This is a genomic window from Streptomyces sp. (assembly GCF_031181705.1).
Classification (GTDB): Bacteria; Actinomycetota; Actinomycetes; order Streptomycetales; family Streptomycetaceae; genus Streptomyces.
This window is the reverse complement of record NZ_JAPSKN010000133.1, coordinates 1-15,405: the sequence shown is the minus strand read 5'-3', so window position 1 is coordinate 15,405 and position 15,405 is coordinate 1. Positions and strand designations below refer to the sequence as shown.

At 73.1% G+C, this 15,405-nt stretch carries 15 protein-coding genes; 7 read left to right on the top strand and 8 right to left on the bottom strand.

What is annotated here, in order from left to right:
- Window positions 1–66: 66 nt before the first annotated feature.
- Window positions 67–891 (bottom strand): purine-nucleoside phosphorylase, encoded by an 825-nt coding sequence (locus RIN80_RS21810; protein ID WP_309097319.1) that lies wholly within the window; start codon window positions 889–891, stop codon window positions 67–69.
- A 94-nt stretch (window positions 892–985) separates the two neighbouring features.
- Entirely contained in the window at window positions 986–1,423 is a 438-nt protein-coding gene (locus tag RIN80_RS21805) for a gamma-glutamylcyclotransferase (RefSeq protein ID WP_309097318.1), read from the bottom strand.
- 84 nt (window positions 1,424–1,507) lie between these two features.
- Here RIN80_RS21805 and RIN80_RS21800 point away from each other — a divergent pair, with 84 nt between their 5' ends.
- Both RIN80_RS21800 and RIN80_RS21795 read left to right on the top strand, forming a co-directional pair.
- Complete coding sequence (locus RIN80_RS21800) at window positions 1,508–2,956, top strand: NAD(P)H-quinone dehydrogenase (protein ID WP_309097317.1); 1,449 nt, start codon at window positions 1,508–1,510, stop codon at window positions 2,954–2,956.
- A gap of 165 nt (window positions 2,957–3,121) precedes the next feature.
- Entirely contained in the window at window positions 3,122–4,093 is a 972-nt protein-coding gene (locus tag RIN80_RS21795) for a DeoR/GlpR family DNA-binding transcription regulator (protein WP_309097316.1), read from the top strand.
- Window positions 4,094–4,408: 315 nt separating this feature from the next.
- Here the strand turns inward: RIN80_RS21795 and RIN80_RS21790 are convergent, their stop codons facing one another.
- Window positions 4,409–6,181, bottom strand: coding sequence for a biotin carboxylase N-terminal domain-containing protein (locus RIN80_RS21790; protein ID WP_309097315.1), 1,773 nt, complete (start codon window positions 6,179–6,181; stop codon window positions 4,409–4,411).
- Window positions 6,182–6,517: 336 nt separating this feature from the next.
- On the opposite strand from RIN80_RS21790, the gene RIN80_RS21785 reads away from it, so the two are divergent.
- The gene (locus RIN80_RS21785; RefSeq protein WP_309097314.1) at window positions 6,518–6,994 is read left to right on the top strand and encodes a hypothetical protein; all 477 of its coding nucleotides are present in this window, start codon (window positions 6,518–6,520) and stop codon (window positions 6,992–6,994) included.
- On the opposite strand, the gene RIN80_RS21780 is transcribed toward RIN80_RS21785, so the two are convergent.
- The 4 genes from RIN80_RS21780 to RIN80_RS21765 form a co-directional block, all read right to left on the bottom strand.
- Window positions 6,963–7,583, bottom strand: a complete 621-nt coding sequence (locus tag RIN80_RS21780; RefSeq protein ID WP_309097313.1) for a nucleoside triphosphate pyrophosphatase — start codon at window positions 7,581–7,583, stop codon at window positions 6,963–6,965. The genes RIN80_RS21785 and RIN80_RS21780 overlap by 32 nt on opposite strands.
- Window positions 7,584–7,614: 31 nt before the next feature.
- Window positions 7,615–7,743: a morphogenic membrane protein MmpB gene (gene mmpB / locus RIN80_RS21775; RefSeq protein ID WP_309097312.1), complete on the bottom strand. Its 129-nt coding sequence runs from the start codon at window positions 7,741–7,743 to the stop codon at window positions 7,615–7,617.
- Between the two features lie 111 nt (window positions 7,744–7,854).
- The gene (locus RIN80_RS21770; protein ID WP_309097311.1) at window positions 7,855–8,064 is read right to left on the bottom strand and encodes an acyl-CoA carboxylase epsilon subunit; all 210 of its coding nucleotides are present in this window, start codon (window positions 8,062–8,064) and stop codon (window positions 7,855–7,857) included.
- Between the two features lie 15 nt (window positions 8,065–8,079).
- Window positions 8,080–9,684, bottom strand: a complete 1,605-nt coding sequence (locus RIN80_RS21765; protein ID WP_309097310.1) for an acyl-CoA carboxylase subunit beta — start codon at window positions 9,682–9,684, stop codon at window positions 8,080–8,082.
- A 110-nt stretch (window positions 9,685–9,794) separates the two neighbouring features.
- Between RIN80_RS21765 and RIN80_RS21760 the strand changes: the two genes are divergently transcribed.
- Together RIN80_RS21760 and RIN80_RS21755 are read left to right on the top strand one after the other, a co-directional pair.
- Window positions 9,795–10,661 carry a biotin--[acetyl-CoA-carboxylase] ligase gene (locus RIN80_RS21760; RefSeq protein WP_309097309.1) on the top strand — a complete coding sequence of 289 codons (867 nt, stop codon included), beginning with the start codon at window positions 9,795–9,797 and terminating at the stop codon, window positions 10,659–10,661.
- Window positions 10,662–10,897: 236 nt separating this feature from the next.
- Window positions 10,898–12,004 (top strand): adenylate/guanylate cyclase domain-containing protein, encoded by a 1,107-nt coding sequence (locus RIN80_RS21755; RefSeq protein ID WP_309097308.1) that lies wholly within the window; start codon window positions 10,898–10,900, stop codon window positions 12,002–12,004.
- A gap of 29 nt (window positions 12,005–12,033) precedes the next feature.
- Here RIN80_RS21755 and RIN80_RS21750 read toward each other — a convergent pair whose 3' ends face one another.
- Window positions 12,034–12,741 carry a hypothetical protein gene (locus RIN80_RS21750; RefSeq protein WP_309097307.1) on the bottom strand — a complete coding sequence of 236 codons (708 nt, stop codon included), beginning with the start codon at window positions 12,739–12,741 and terminating at the stop codon, window positions 12,034–12,036.
- 218 nt (window positions 12,742–12,959) lie between these two features.
- Between RIN80_RS21750 and RIN80_RS21745 the strand changes: the two genes are divergently transcribed.
- On the top strand, window positions 12,960–13,760 hold the full coding sequence (locus RIN80_RS21745; protein ID WP_309097306.1) for an enoyl-CoA hydratase-related protein: 801 nt from the start codon (window positions 12,960–12,962) through the stop codon (window positions 13,758–13,760).
- 503 nt (window positions 13,761–14,263) lie between these two features.
- On the top strand, window positions 14,264–15,405 hold a 1,142-nt coding region (locus tag RIN80_RS21740; RefSeq protein ID WP_309097305.1), incomplete at its 3' end, for a diguanylate cyclase domain-containing protein.

The following is a 15,405-nucleotide window of genomic DNA, read 5'->3' as shown; positions in this document are numbered from 1 at the left end:
GGGCGCGTCCGGCCCCGGCTGCGGGCAGGCGTGCCGCTGGGGCGCACCCCCGCCGCGCCGTGTGTCTTACAGGCGGCCCAGGACCTGGGCGAGCAGGGAGCCCATGCGGGTGGCGGAGTCGCGGCCCGCCTGGAGGACCTCCTCGTGGTTGAGGGGCTCGCCCGTCATGCCGGCGGCGAGGTTCGTCACCAGGGAGATGCCGAGGACCTCCGCGCCCGCCTCGCGTGCGGCGATCGCTTCCAGGACCGTCGACATGCCCACCAGGTCCGCGCCGATGACACGGGCCATGCGGATCTCGGCCGGCGTCTCGTAGTGGGGGCCGGGGAACTGGGCGTAGACGCCCTCCTCCAGCGTGGGGTCGACCTCCTTGCACAGGGCGCGCAGGCGCGGGGAGTACAGGTCGGTGAGGTCGACGAAGTTGGCGCCGATGATGGGGGAGGTGGCGGTGAGGTTGATGTGGTCGCTGATCAGGACCGGCTGGCCGGGGCGCATGCCCTCGCGCAGGCCGCCGCAGCCGTTGGTCAGGACGATCGTCTTGCAGCCGGCCGACACGGCGGTGCGGACGCCGTGGGCGACGGCGGCGACCCCGCGGCCCTCGTAGTAGTGCGTACGGCCCAGGAAGACCAGGGCGCGCTTGTTGCCGATCCGGTAGGAGCGGATCTTGCCGCCGTGCCCCTCGACCGCCGGCGGCGGGAAGCCGGGCAGTTCGGTGACCTGGAACTCGGCCTCGGGGGCACCCAGGGCGTCGACGGCCGGGGCCCAGCCGGAGCCCATCACGAGGGCGACGTCGTGGGTCTCGGCGCCCGTGAGTTCGCGCAGGCGGGCCGCGGCGGCGTCGGCGGCCGCGTGGGGGTCGCCCTGGATGTCGTCCGGAAGAAGAGATGCGTTCACGCCGACGAGGGTAGCCGGTGATTGCCTACGCGCGTAGATGGTGGAGCTGACGGGGTGGCGATCGTTGTCTTGTCGTTTCCGACGAGGCGGTTCCTCAGCAGGGGCGCTTGCGGAGTTCCATCACGTAGTCGTGCGGGGCGCCGGCCGACTCCGCCGCGTCGGCGATCTCGCCCAGGTAGCGGGCGGAGGGCAGGCCGCCCTCGTACGCGTTCAGGGTGAAGGCCCAGGCGGACTCCTCACCGTCCAGGGTGTGCACCCGGACGCGCGTGCGGCGGTAGATGTCGAGGGCCACGCCCTCCCAGCGGTCCAGCGACTCCTCGTCCATCGGGGCGATGTCGTAGAGCGCGACGAAGACCTGGCAGAGGGGGTCCTCCACGATCGTCGGCAGGGCGCCCTCCCAGCCCATGTGCTCGCCGCCGAAGGTCAGTCGCCATCCGTTCAGCCAGCCGGTGGCGCGCAGCGGCGAGTGCGGGGCGCGGCGGGACATCAGCCGCGCGTCGAGGTTGCCGGCGTACGCGGCGTAGAGCGACATGGGGAGAGCGTACGGCAGGCCGAACGGCGTCACTCGCGTAACAGAGCCGCCCCGGGGCGGTGCCTCGCCGGGGGGTGCGGGACAATGGAGTACGTGACTCGGATCGTGATCATCGGTGGCGGACCCGGCGGATACGAAGCGGCCCTGGTGGCCGCCCAACTCGGCGCGGAGGTGACCGTCGTCGACCAGGACGGCCTCGGCGGGGCGTCGGTGCTCACCGACTGCGTGCCGTCGAAGACTCTGATCGCCACGGCCGAGGTGATGACCACCTTCGACTCCTCCTACCAGGAGCTGGGCATCATCGTCGCCGACGACACCCCGCACATCGAGCAGGCCGCCCGGGTCGTCGGTGTCGACCTGGGCAAGGTCAACCGGCGCGTGAAGCGGCTGGCGCTCGCCCAGTCCCACGACATCACCGCCTCCGTGACCCGTGCCGGGGCGCGTGTCCTGCGCGGGCGCGGGCGGTTGGAGGGCATGCAGGCGCTCGACGGGTCGCGCAAGGTCGTGGTGCGCGCCGCCGACGGGACCGAGGAGACCCTGACGGCGGATGCCGTGCTCATCGCCACCGGTGGGCATCCCCGCGAGCTGCCCGACGCCCAGCCCGACGGCGAGCGGATCCTGAACTGGACCCAGGTGTACGACCTCGACGAGCTCCCCGAGGAGCTGATCGTGGTCGGGTCGGGTGTGACCGGCGCCGAGTTCGCCGGTGCCTACCAGGCGCTCGGCTCGAAGGTGACGCTCGTGTCGTCGCGGGACCGGGTGCTGCCGGGTGAGGACCCGGACGCGGCCGCCGTGCTGGAGGAGGTCTTCCGGCGGCGCGGCATGAACGTCATGGGACGCACCCGGGCGCAGTCCGCGAAGCGGGTCGGGGACCGGGTCGAGGTGACCCTCTCCGACGGGCGGGTCATCACCGGGTCGCACTGCCTCATGGCCGTCGGCGCGGTTCCGAACAGCTCCGGCATGGGGCTGGAGGAGGCCGGGGTCCGGCTGCGCGAGTCCGGTCACATCTGGACCGACAAGGTCTCGCGCACGACCGCTCCCGGCGTGTACGCGGCCGGCGACGTGACCGGGGTGTTCGCCCTCGCGTCCGTGGCCGCCATGCAGGGACGCATCGCCATGTACCACTTCCTGGGCGACGCCGTGGCCCCGCTGAACCTGAAGACCGTCTCGTCGAACGTCTTCACCGACCCGGAGATCGCCACCGTCGGCTACACCCAGGCCGACGTCGACGCCGGGAAGATCGACGCCCGGGCCGTGAAGCTGCCGCTGCTGCGCAACCCGCGCGCCAAGATGCAGGGCATCCGCGACGGCTTCGTCAAGATCTTCTGCCGCCCGGGCACGGGCATCGTGGTCGGTGGCGTGGTCGTGGCGCCGCGCGCCTCGGAACTGATCCACCCCATCTCGATCGCGGTCGACAACAATCTGACGGTCGAACAGATCGCGAACGCCTTCACCGTCTACCCCTCCCTGTCGGGCTCGATCGCCGAGGTGGCACGGCAGTTGCACACCCGGAAGATGAACGGCGACGGCTGAGGCCGAAACCGGCTCCTCCCTGGTCACGGGGAGTGTTCGACCATGCGTGCGGCATAGGCGGGGCGACCGGGTCCTATACCACTTCCCGGTGCTCGGTGCGAACATCTTCTGCTATTCAGCGCAAACTGCTGAAAGCAGACGGTCGCTGGCGTTACTGTCAGTTTCGTGTTCGCTGCAGAACGTCGCCAATTGATCCTCGAAATGGTGCGAGCGAACGGGGCCGTGTCGCTCCGTGAGCTCGCCCGCGTCGTCCAGACCTCCGAAGTGACCGTACGGCGGGACGTGCGCGCGCTGGAGGCAGAAGGACTCCTCGACCGCCGGCACGGCGGTGCGGTACTGCCGGGCGGTTTCACGCGGGAGTCCGGCTTTCCGCAGAAGTCCCATCTCGCGACCGCCGAGAAGACCGCCATCGCCGACCTCGCCGCGAATCTCGTGGAAGAGGGGGAGGCGATCGTGGTCGGGGCGGGTACGACGACCCAGGAGCTGGCCCGCCGGCTCGCCCGGGTGCCCGGCCTGACCGTCGTCACCAACTCGCTGCTCGTGGCGCAGGCCCTGGCCCACGCCAACCGGGTCGAGGTCGTGATGACCGGCGGTACGCTCCGCGGTTCGAACTACGCCCTGGTGGGCAGCGGGGCGGAGCAGTCCCTGCACGGGCTGCGCGTGTCCCGGGCCTTCCTCTCCGGGGCAGGGCTGACCGCCGAGCGGGGGCTGTCCACGTCCAACATGCTGTCGGCGTCCGTAGACCGGGCGCTGGTGCAGGCCGCCGCGGAGGTCGTGGTCCTCGCGGACCACACCAAGCTCGGGACGGACACGATGTTCCAGACCGTGCCGACGGACCTCATCACGCGCCTCGTGACGGACGAACCGCCCGCCCATGACGAGCGAGCGGCCACGGAGCTCCAGGCGCTGGCAGACCAGGGCGTGCAGATCGCCGTGGCCGGCGGGCAGGGTGGTTCCGCGGGGTCTGCGGGCCCGGGGGGTGATGCCGTCCCGGCACGTGGGCAGCGCCGGGATGTGCCGCTGCCCGGGCCCCGGCGGCAGGTGCCGGGGGGCGGGAACGGCGGCTTGCGGTCCACCTCGATGCTCGGGGAGCAGGGGTCGGAGCGAGCGCGGGTGGCGGATCTGCGGCGGCGTTGACGGCCGGCGGTGTCGAGCGGCTGCGGGTTTGCCGGATACCCGGCGTGGTGCCGGGGCCGGGTGGGTCCGCAGCCCGGCGGTGCGGGATGCCGCCGCGCCCACCCTGCCGCCTTCCGCGGCACGATTGCCCGCGGCTGAGCGGACCCGCGGCCGCCGGACGACGCAAGGGGACGTGTCGGGGGGTGTCCGCCCGCAGCGGTTGGCGCGTCGACGCCAGTCAGTCGGTGAGGGGGTCCATCGCGCCGTTCCGGGGACGGACACCCACCGGCGCGGCCCCGACCCGGGGCCGCGCCGGTGGGTGATGCGGTGGAGCGGTCAGTCCTTGATCTCGCAGATCGCCGCGCCCGACGTCACCGACCCGCCGATCTCCGCCGACAGGCCCTTGATCGTGCCGGACTTGTGGGCGTTGAGAGGCTGCTCCATCTTCATGGCCTCCAGGACGACGACCAGGTCACCTTCCTTGACCTCCTGGCCCTCCTCGACCGCGACCTTGACGATCGTGCCCTGCATCGGCGAGGCGAGCGTGTCACCGGAGGCGACGGGGCCCGACTTCTTCGCCGCGCGGCGCTTGGGCTTGGCGCCCGCCGCGAGGCCCGTGCGGGCCAGGGACATGCCCAGCGAGGACGGGAGCGAGACCTCCAGCCGCTTGCCGCCGACCTCGACGACCACCGTCTCGCGGCCCGGCTCCTCGTCCGCCTCGGCGTCGGCCGGCGCGGTGAAGGGCTTGATCTCGTTGACGAACTCCGTCTCGATCCAGCGGGTGTGGACCGTGAACGGATCGGCCGAACCGGTGAGCTCGGGCGCGAACGCCGGGTCCTTCACCACCGCGCGGTGGAACGGGATCGCCGTGGCCATGCCCTCGACCTGGAACTCCTCCAGCGCACGAGCGGCCCGCTCCAGGGCCTCCTTGCGCGTGCGGCCCGTGACGATCAGCTTCGCCAGCAGGGAGTCCCACGCCGGGCCGATGACCGAGCCGGACTCCACGCCCGCGTCCAGGCGCACGCCCGGGCCGGACGGCGGGGCGAACGTCGTGACCGTGCCGGGTGCCGGCAGGAAGTTGCGGCCCGGGTCCTCGCCGTTGATGCGGAACTCGAACGAGTGACCGCGCAGCGGCGGGTCGTCGTAGCCGAGCTCCTCGCCGTCGGCGATGCGGAACATCTCGCGCACCAGGTCGATGCCGGCGACCTCCTCGGTGACCGGGTGCTCCACCTGCAGACGGGTGTTGACCTCCAGGAAGGAGATCGTGCCGTCGTTGCCGACGAGGAACTCGACCGTGCCGGCGCCGACGTAGCCGGCCTCCTTCAGGATCGCCTTCGACGCGCGGTACAGCTGGGCGACCTGGTCCTCGGAGAGGAACGGCGCGGGGGCCTCCTCGACCAGCTTCTGGTGGCGGCGCTGCAGGGAGCAGTCACGGGTGGAGACGACCACCACGTTGCCGTGCCGGTCGGCCAGGCACTGGGTCTCGACGTGCCGGGGCTTGTCCAGGTAGCGCTCGACGAAGCACTCGCCGCGGCCGAAGGCCGCCACGGCCTCCCGGACGGCCGAGTCGTACAGCTCCGGGACCTCCTCCAGCGTGCGCGCGACCTTCAGACCGCGGCCGCCGCCGCCGAACGCGGCCTTGATGGCGATCGGCAGCCCGTGCTCCTCGGCGAAGGCGACGACCTCGTCGGCGCCGGACACCGGGTCGGGCGTGCCCGCCACGAGCGGGGCGCCCGCGCGCTGCGCGATGTGCCGGGCGGCGACCTTGTCGCCGAGGTCGCGGATGGCCTGCGGCGGCGGGCCGATCCAGATCAGGCCCGCGTCCAGGACCGCCTGGGCGAACTCGGCGTTCTCGGAGAGGAAGCCGTAGCCGGGGTGGATCGCGTCCGCGCCGGACTCCCGGGCGGCCTTCAGCACCTTCTCGATGTCGAGGTAGCTGGTTCCCGGGGTGTCACCGCCCAGGGCGAACGCCTCATCCGCGGCGCGGACATGCAGAGCGTCCCGGTCCGGGTCGGCGTAGACGGCCACGCTCGCGATCCCGGCGTCCCGGCAGGCCCGGGCCACGCGGACAGCGATTTCGCCACGGTTGGCGATGAGCACCTTGCGCACGATTGAGGCTCCCTCCTTGAAACAAGCCGAGTTTAGGGACTGCCGACACGGCACTTCGACCCGTCCCCAGTGGTGAGCTTGCCCACACGGAGCGTGATGCGAGGCCCGCTCGACCCGCGAAATCCCTTGTCGCACCGCAGAACGCAGTGCTCCTCCGGGAAACCCTAGCCGTCCCCTGTGGTCAAGGTCTCTGTCATCACGTGCTGCGGGCCACTCCGTTTCTTTGTGGAGTCCCTACGAATGGCCCAATGATTCTTTGCCCGTCACCGGACCCTTGTCCCCGGGTTTACCGGTGAGTAGCCTTCGCGCTGTCCCGAACGGAAGAGGGTGGGCGCGGTGGTGCGCAGGCCGGTGGCGTGGGTCGTGGCGGTGGTGCTGTTCGCCGAGGCGTTCGGCGTCGCGGCGCTCAACTGGTTCCTGGGGGTCGTCGTCGACCGGCAGGACATGTCGCTGGCCGGGCTGGACCCGCACATGATGTCGGTGTCGTCGAAGATCGGCGGGATCGCCTTCGGCCTCTACTTCGCGCTGTGCGGCCTGGTCGCCCTGCTCGTGGCGGTGCGCGACCGGCCCCCGGCGGGCTTCGGACGTGTGCTGCTGATCAGCGCGGCCGTCGTGCACGCACTGCTGGGCGCCTTCACCTGGGGGCTCGTCGGCTGGCCGGCGTTCCTGCTCATGGTGCTGGTGTTCGCCCTGATCGTGCTCCTGCTGATGACCTACGACCGTCCCGCCGAGCCCGCCGACGCGGCGCCCCGGGGCGGGGCGGGCGGCGGCGGGCCCCAGGTCACCTCTCCGCCGGCGCCCACAACTCCGTGATGCCGACGCCCAGTTCGGCCAGGAGCCGCCGGACCAGGGGCAGGCTGATGCCGATGACGTTGCCGTGGTCGCCGTCGATGCCGTCGATGAACGGGGCCGAGCGGCCGTCCAGGGTGAACGCCCCGGCGACGTAGAGGGGTTCGCCGGAGGCCACGTAGGCGGCGATCTCCTCGTCCGTGGGCTCGCCGAAGTGGACGACGGTCGACGCGGTGGCGGAGACGTACCGGCCGGTGAGCGTGTCGTAGACGCAGTGGCCGGTCTGCAGGGTGCCGGCGCGGCCGCGCATCGCCTTCCAGCGGGCGGTGGCCTCCTCGGCGTCCGCGGGCTTGCCGAGGGCCCGGCCGTCCAGGTCGAGCACGGAGTCGCAGCCGATCACCAGGGCGCCCTTGACGTCCGGGCGGGCCGCCACGACGGATGCCTTCGCCTCGGCGAGGGCGAGCGCCAGTTCGGCGGGGGTGGGGGCGGTGACGGCGTCCTCGTCGACGCCGCTCACGATCACCTCGGGGGCGAGGCCGGCCTGGCGGAGCAGGCCGAGCCGGGCGGGGGACTGGGAGGCGAGAACGAGTCGGCGGCGCGGCTGGTCTGTCATGCGTTCAGCGTATCGGCGGCACGGCGCCCGCTCACCTCACGCCGATCACTAGCATCACCAGCACCATGGCCGAGGCCAGGAGAACGCTCAGCCGCCGCAGCATGTCCTGCATGTCGCGCAGTTCCTCGGGCGGTTCGTTCTCGGGGTCGGACCACAGCATGAGTCCAGCGTGCGGCCTGGCGGGGCGGGGCGCCTGAGTAGCGGTACTCAGATCGGCGCCCCGCGTCGTCCCGCCGTGCGCGGTTCCCCGCGCCCCGGGGGGGCGAGAGCCCTAGCCCGGCCAGTACGTGCGGCCCCACGCCGTCGGCCCCGGCTGGGGCAGGCGGTGGGCGGCGATGCGGGACGGGTCGGACCAGGAGTCGCGGGGCGTCGGCGCGCCGGGCGGCGTGGCAGCCGCCGCGGCGGCGCGGGCCCGGACCACCGCCAGGGCGGCGGCCAGCTCCTCCGGGGTCGGGTTGCCCCGTACGACCTTGATCGTCATATGGGCTCCTGGTGGCTAGAGGGGGATGTTGCCGTGCTTCTTCGGAGGCAGGGATTCCCGCTTCGTGCGCAGTTGACGCAGACCCCGTACGACGTGCCGGCGGGTCTCGGACGGCAGGATCACGGCGTCGACGTAGCCGCGCTCGGCCGCGACGTAGGGGTTGAGGAGGGTGTCCTCGTACTCCTGGATCAGCCGGGCGCGGACCGCCTCCAGGTCCTCGCCGTTCGCCTCGGCCTCGGCGAGGGTGCGGCGGTGCAGGATGTTGACCGCGCCCTGGGCGCCCATCACGGCGATCTGCGCGGTGGGCCAGGCCAGGTTGAGGTCGGCGCCCAGGTGCTTGGAGCCCATGACGTCGTAGGCGCCGCCGAAGGCCTTGCGGGTGATGACCGTGATGAGCGGGACGGTCGCCTCGGCGTAGGCGTAGATCAGCTTGGCGCCGCGGCGGATGATGCCGTCGTGCTCCTGGTCGACGCCGGGCAGGAAGCCGGGGACGTCGACGAAGGTCAGCACCGGGACGTTGAAGGCGTCGCAGGTCCGCACGAAGCGGGCCGCCTTCTCACTGGCCTTGATGTCCAGGCAGCCGGCGAACTGCATCGGCTGGTTGGCGACGACGCCGACCGGCCGGCCCTCGACCCGGCCGAAGCCCGTGACGATGTTCGGCGCGTACAGCGGCTGCGTCTCGAAGAACTCGGCGTCGTCCAGGACGTGCTCGATCACCGTGTGCATGTCGTAGGGCTGGTTCGCGCTGTCCGGGACGATCACGTCCAGCTCGCGGTCCTCGTCCGTGACCTCCAGGTCCGCCTCCTCGGGGAAGGCGGGCGGCTCGGAGAGGTTGTTGGACGGCAGGTACGACAGCAGCTGCTTGATGTACTCGATCGCGTCCTTCTCGTCGCCCGCCATGTGGTGGGCCACGCCGGAGGTGGCGTTGTGGGTCCGGGCGCCGCCCAGCTCCTCGAAGCCGACGTCCTCGCCGGTGACCGTCTTGATGACGTCGGGTCCGGTGATGAACATGTGCGAGGTCTGGTCGACCATGACCGTGAAGTCGGTGATGGCCGGGGAGTAGACCGCGCCGCCCGCGCACGGCCCGACGACCAGGCTGATCTGCGGGATGACGCCGGAGGCGTGGGTGTTGCGGCGGAAGATCTCGCCGTAGGCGCCGAGGGAGGCCACGCCCTCCTGGATGCGGGCGCCGCCGGAGTCGTTGATGCCGATGACCGGGCAGCCGGTCTTCAGCGCGAAGTCCATGACCTTGACGATCTTCTGCCCGTAGACCTCGCCCAGCGCCCCGCCGAAGACGGTGAAGTCCTGCGAGAACACGGCGACCGGGCGGCCGTCGACGGTGCCGTACCCGGTGACGACGCCGTCGCCGTAGGGGCGGTTCTTGTCGAGGCCGAAGTGGGTGGAGCGGTGCCGGGCGAACTCGTCGAGCTCGACGAACGAGCCCTCGTCGAGCAGGAGCTCGATCCGCTCACGGGCCGTCAGTTTGCCCTTGGCGTGCTGCTTCTCGACGGCGCGTGCGGAGCCGGCGTGCGTCGCCTCATCGATGCGGCGCTTCAGATCCGCGAGTTTGCCCGCGGTCGTGTGAATGTCAGGCTGCTGCTGCTCTTCCGGCTCGGACATCGGGATGCGGCTCCCTGCCTGCTCAAAAGGGGGGACGGTTACTCATCCGTAGAGTAGTGGGGGCCCTCCACATCGGCAGTGCGGCGTTTACCACACCTAGGGTGGCTTGCATGACGCCGCGAGATGCATCAGAGCCGAACGGGAGCCGCTGGTCCGACCTGGACCGGCCGCCCCTCAACGTCACCGCCCTGCGCCGGGGTCTGGTGCGGGAGGGAGGGCTGTGGTCGCGGGTGGAGGTCGTCCAGCGCACCGGCTCGACCAACTCCGACCTGGTCGCCCGGGCGGCCGGGAGTAAGGCCGTGGAGGGGGCCGTGCTGGTCGCCGAGGAGCAGACGGCCGGGCGCGGGCGCCTGGACCGCCAGTGGACCGCGCCGCCGCGCTCGGGCCTGTTCTTCTCCGTCCTGCTCACCCCGGCCGAGGTGCCGGTGGCGCGGTGGGGCTGGCTGCCGCTGCTCACGGGCGTGGCGGTGGCGACGGGGCTGGCTCGGGCGGCGGGTGTCGACACGGCGCTGAAGTGGCCGAACGACCTGCTGGTCACCGTCGGGGGAGAGGAACGCAAGGCCGGCGGGATCCTCGCCGAGCGGGCCGGTGACGACGGGGTCGTCATCGGGGTCGGCATCAACGTCACGCTGAGGGCGGACGAGCTGCCCGTGCCGACGGCCGGGTCGCTGGCGCTGGCCGGGGCCGTGAGCACGGACCGGGATCCACTGCTGCGGGGCGTGCTCCGTTCCCTGGAGGAGTGGTACGGGAAGTGGCGCGCGGCCGGGGGCGACCCGAGCGTGAGCGGGCTGCAGGAGGCGTATGCCGCCGGATGCGCGACGCTCGGGAGGGTGGTGCGGGCGGAGCTGCCGGGGGATCGGGCGGTGGTGGGGGAAGCAGTCGCGGTGGACGGGGACGGGCGGTTGGTGCTGGCCACGGGGGAGGGGGTGCAGGAGCCGGTCGGGGCGGGGGACATCGTGCACTTGCGGCCTGCTTGAGGCGAAGCGGCCGGCCAGGTGTCTCCAGCCCGTCCGGCGATCGAGGACGACGAGACGTTCAGCCCGATCGGGGGTCCGGGGGCGGAGCCCCCTGGGGGCGGCGGGAGACACCGTGCACCCGGACGGCGCCCGGCACCTCACCCGTCGGCAGAACCGACGGAGTGAGCTGGCGCACACCTGCCGTAGAGTTGAGGCCGGTCGATACATGACCGTGACAGATCGGAAGGGCAGCACGCGTGACCGTCGACGACTCGGGCTCCGGCACGGACGCGCAGGGCGCCGACCCCGGCGAGGATCCGCTCGCCCTGCGGCTGGAACAGCTCATCCTGGGCGCCGAGCGCCGCTACACCCCGTTCCAGGCGGCCCGCAGCGCCGGCGTCTCCATGGAACTGGCCTCCCGCTTCTGGCGGGCGATGGGCTTCGCCGACATCGGGCAGGCCAGGGCCCTCACGGAGGCGGACGTCCTGGCCCTGCGGCGCCTGGCCGGTCTCGTCGAGGCCGGGCTGCTGAGCGAGGCGATGGCCGTCCAGGTGGCCCGCTCCACCGGACAGACCACCGCGCGGCTCGCCGAGTGGCAGATCGACTCCTTCCTGGAGGGCCTGACCGAGCCGCCCGAGCCGGGCATGACGCGCACCGAGGTGACGTATCCGATCGTCGAGCTGCTCCTGCCCGAGCTGGAGGAGTTCCTGGTCTACGTCTGGCGCCGCCAGCTCGCCGCCTCGGCCGGACGGGTCGTGCAGGCCGCCGACGACGAGGAGATGGTCGACCGGCGGCTGGCCGTCGGCTTCGCCGACCTGGTCGGCTTCACGCGGCTGACCCGCCGGATGGAGGAGGAGGAGCTCGGCGAACTGGTCGAGGCCTTCGAGACGACGGCCGCCGACCTGGTGGCCGCCAACGGCGGACGGCTGATCAAGACCCTCGGCGACGAGGTGCTGTACGCCGCCGACGACGCCGGCACGGCCGCCGAGATCGCGCTGCGGCTGATCGAGACCATGGCGCACGACGAGACCATGCCGGAGCTGCGCGTCGGCATGGCGTTCGGCACCGTGACCACCCGAATGGGCGATGTCTTCGGTACGACCGTGAACCTGGCGTCCCGGCTCACCTCGATAGCTCCGAAGGACGCCGTCCTCGTCGACACCGCGTTCGCCGAGGAGCTGATCCGCACGCAGGACGCCCCGGCCTCCGAGGCGGAGGCGGCCGAGGAGGCCGCGGCGGCGGAGAAGGAGGGCGAGGAGCCGCCCGTCTACCGGTTCGCGCTGCAGCCGATGTGGCAGCGGCCGGTGCGTGGACTGGGCGTCGTGGAGCCGTGGCTGCTCACGCGGCGGGACGCGGCGCCGTAGCCGCTCCCCGGTGTGCCGTCGGCGCGTCGTCAGCGGCGGTCGACGGGTGAGTCCACGCACAGGCCGATGATCGGCACGCACAGGCCGGGGTCCCGTGGCGTGTGTGGTTTCCGCGGCTCGTCCGGCTCGCCGGGACCGGGTGCCGGGGTGGGCGCGGTCCGGCTCGGGGGCGTGGGTGCGGTCGGGGCCGGGCGGGGTGCGTCGTCCCGGGGCGGCTGGGCCGGGTTGGCCGGGGGATTCGCCGGGGCGGGGCGGGGCGGGGTGCCGGGCTCGGGGGCGGTGGGTGTGCCGGTTGTCCGTCCGGAATCCCCGGCCGGGGCGGACGGGGCCTGCCCCGCCCCCCTGGTGACCGGTGACGGGGTGAGGCCGCCGAGGGCGGTGGGCGACGAAGGGCCCGCCTCGGGCGTGTCCGGCCGGGCCGCCGCCGTGCCGGGGGTCTCGTCCGTGCCGGAGACGACCGGGTCCGGGCGGGGCTCGGCCTCGACGGCGCCGACGCCGACGTCCGGGCCGGTTCCCGAGGTCAGGCGTACGAGGCTCAGGGCGCCCGCGGCCAGGGCGAGGCCGCCGGCGGCGAGCAGGACCTTGCGGGGGCGGGGTTTGCGGTGCCGGCCCCGGGGGCGCGGGGTGAGGGGGCCGGTTTCCGCCGGGGCCGGCTCGTGGGGCGCGACCGGCAGCGGTCGGCGTCGCCGCGCGGCCGTCGTGTCCTGCTGCGGCCTCGCCGGCGTGTTCGTCGTCATCACGGTTCCTCCCCGATGCGCACGCGCCCCCTGTGCGCCATGGCGGACGCACGTTATGCGCTCGCTTGGTGCGGTCGGGGTGGAGTTGGGGTGATGTCACTCGAACGGGTGGACGCAAGGGGAGAGGGAACCGGGCGCGTCCGCTCTTTCGTCGGCGGGGTGCGGCTGCGATGATCTGGGCGTCGGTTTGTGTTAACCCGCGTTAACCGGAGGGTGTCATGAGTGAGGAACGGTTCGGGGAGTTCGTGCTGGTGCGGCGGCACGGGCAGGGGCATGTCGCGGAGCTCGTCCTCGACCGCCCCAAGGCCATGAACGCGGTGTCGACCGAGATGGCGCGGTCCCTTTCCGGGGCGTGCGCGGCGCTGGGGGAGGACCGGGAGGTGCGGGCGGTCGTCCTGACCTCGACGCACGAGCGGGCCTTCTGCGTGGGGGCCGACCTGAAGGAGCGGAACTCGTTCAGTGACGCGGATCTGCTGCGGCAGCGGCCCGTGACCCGCGCGGCGTACACCGGGGTGCTGGAGCTGCCGGTGCCGACGGTGGCGGCGGTGCACGGGTTCGCGCTGGGCGGCGGGTTCGAGCTGGCGCTGGCGTGTGACGTGATCGTGGCGGACCGGACCGCGGTGGTGGGGCTGCCGGAGGTGTCGGTCGGAGTCATCCCCGGGGGCGGCGGGACGCAGCTGCTGCCGCGGCGGGTGGGGGCGGCCCGGGCGGCTGAGCTGATCTTCTCCGCGCGGCGGGTGGAGGCCGCGGAGGCCGGGGAGCTGGGGCTCGTGGACCGGGTGGTGGAGGAGGGACGGGACCGGGAGGAGGCCCTGGCGCTGGCCACCCGGATCGCCGGGAACTCGCCGGTGGGGCTGCGGGCCGCGAAGCGGGCGCTGCGGCTGGGGCAGGGGCTGGATCTGCGGGCCGGGCTGGAGGTCGAGGACGCGGCGTGGCGGACCACGGCGTTCTCCGGTGACCGGGCGGAGGGCGTCGCGGCCTTCAACGAACGACGCAAGCCGGAGTGGCCGGGGGAGTAGCGGCCTTCTGGGCAGCGGCGAGGGAGAGCGGCCGGAGGGCGGTGGCCGGAAGCGGCCCGGGCGGCAACGGCCGAGGCGGACGGGGTGGTGGGGGGGAGGGGGGGAGCGGCCCGGGCAGTGGTGGCCGGGGTCGGTGGGGCGGTGGTTGGTGGGGCGGTGGTTGGCGGGGGTTCGGAGGCCGGTGGCCAGGACGGGCCCGGGTAGTAACGGTCGACGTCGGCAGCGCGGTGGCCGGTGCGGGTCCGGAGGCCGGTGGGCGCAGTGGCCAGGAGGGCGGTGGAGCGGTAATCGGGGCGATCCGAGGACGGCCCGGCCGCGAGTGGCCCGGAGGGTGGCACGGGTGGGCGGGAGCGTCGCTGCCGGGAGCTGTCCGGGAGCAAGTCCGGGAGCTGTCCGGGAGCTGTCCGAGGGCTGTGAACGGCCGGTGTTCCGTGTGAACCCTCGCCCTCCCCGTTCGCCCCGTCAACAGAACGGTTTGGCCGAAAACTACCTAGCCTGGGGTAATGGGTGAGGACAGACGGCTGGCGGCCGTCGTCGCGTTGGCTCAGGGGATGGCGGCCGCGCACGGGTTGCGCGAGGCATGGCGTGCGGCGGCGTCGGGGGCGTGCCGGGCGCTCGGCGGCAGCTTCGCCGCGCTGTCGGTGTGGGAGCGGGAGCTCGGGCGGCTGAAGGTCCTCGTGAACGTCGGTGAGCTGGCCGAGGGCGAGGAGGAGTTTCCGGAGGACGAGTCCTACCCGGTGCACCAGTTCGCCGAGATCACCGAGTTCCTGCACGAGCAGTGGGCCGGCGGCGGTGAGCCCGACGCGTGGGTGGAGACCGCCCAGGGCCCCGCCGCCGGGCAGCCCGGCTACTGCCACCAGCGGGTCGCCGCCCTGCGCCGCCGCGGCCGCGGCTGCTGCGTCGTCGCGCCCATCGTGCTGCACGGCCGGGCCTGGGGCGAGCTGTACGTCGCCCGGCCGGTCGGGGAGCCCGTCTTCGGACGGGCCGACGCCGACTTCGCCACCGTCCTGGCCTCCGTCGTGGCCGCCGGCATCGCCCAGACCGAGCGGCTCGAAGAGGCCCGGCGGCTCGCCTTCACCGACTCCCTCACCGGACTCGCCAACCGCCGAGCCGTCGACGTACGCCTGGAACAGGCCATTGAGCGGCACCGCAGGGACGGGGCCGTCGTCAGCCTCGTCGTCTGCGACCTGAACGGGCTCAAGCGGGTCAACGACACCCACGGGCACGCGGCCGGCGACCGGCTGCTGGAGCGGTTCGGCTCGGTGCTGTCGCTGTGCGGGGCGATGCTGCCGGGGGCGCTGGCCGCGCGGCTCGGCGGGGACGAGTTCTGCCTGCTGGCGGTCGGGCCGCCCGCGGACCAGGTGGTGAAGGCGGCCGGTGAACTGTGCCGCAGGGCGGCCGAGTTGGAACTCGGGGACGGTGTGGCCTGCGGAGTCGCCTCCACCGAGGACCCGATCGGGACCGTACGCTCGGCCCGCCGGCTCTTCCGGCTCGCCGACGCCGCCCAGTACCGGGCCAAGGCGGAGCGGGCCACCCGCCCGGTCGTCGCCGGGCGGGCCGGGCCCGACGACCCCGTCGTGCGGCTCGCGGACGAGCCGTCCGGTGAGGCGGGCGGCGAGCGCCGACGCTTCCGCGGCCGGCACGC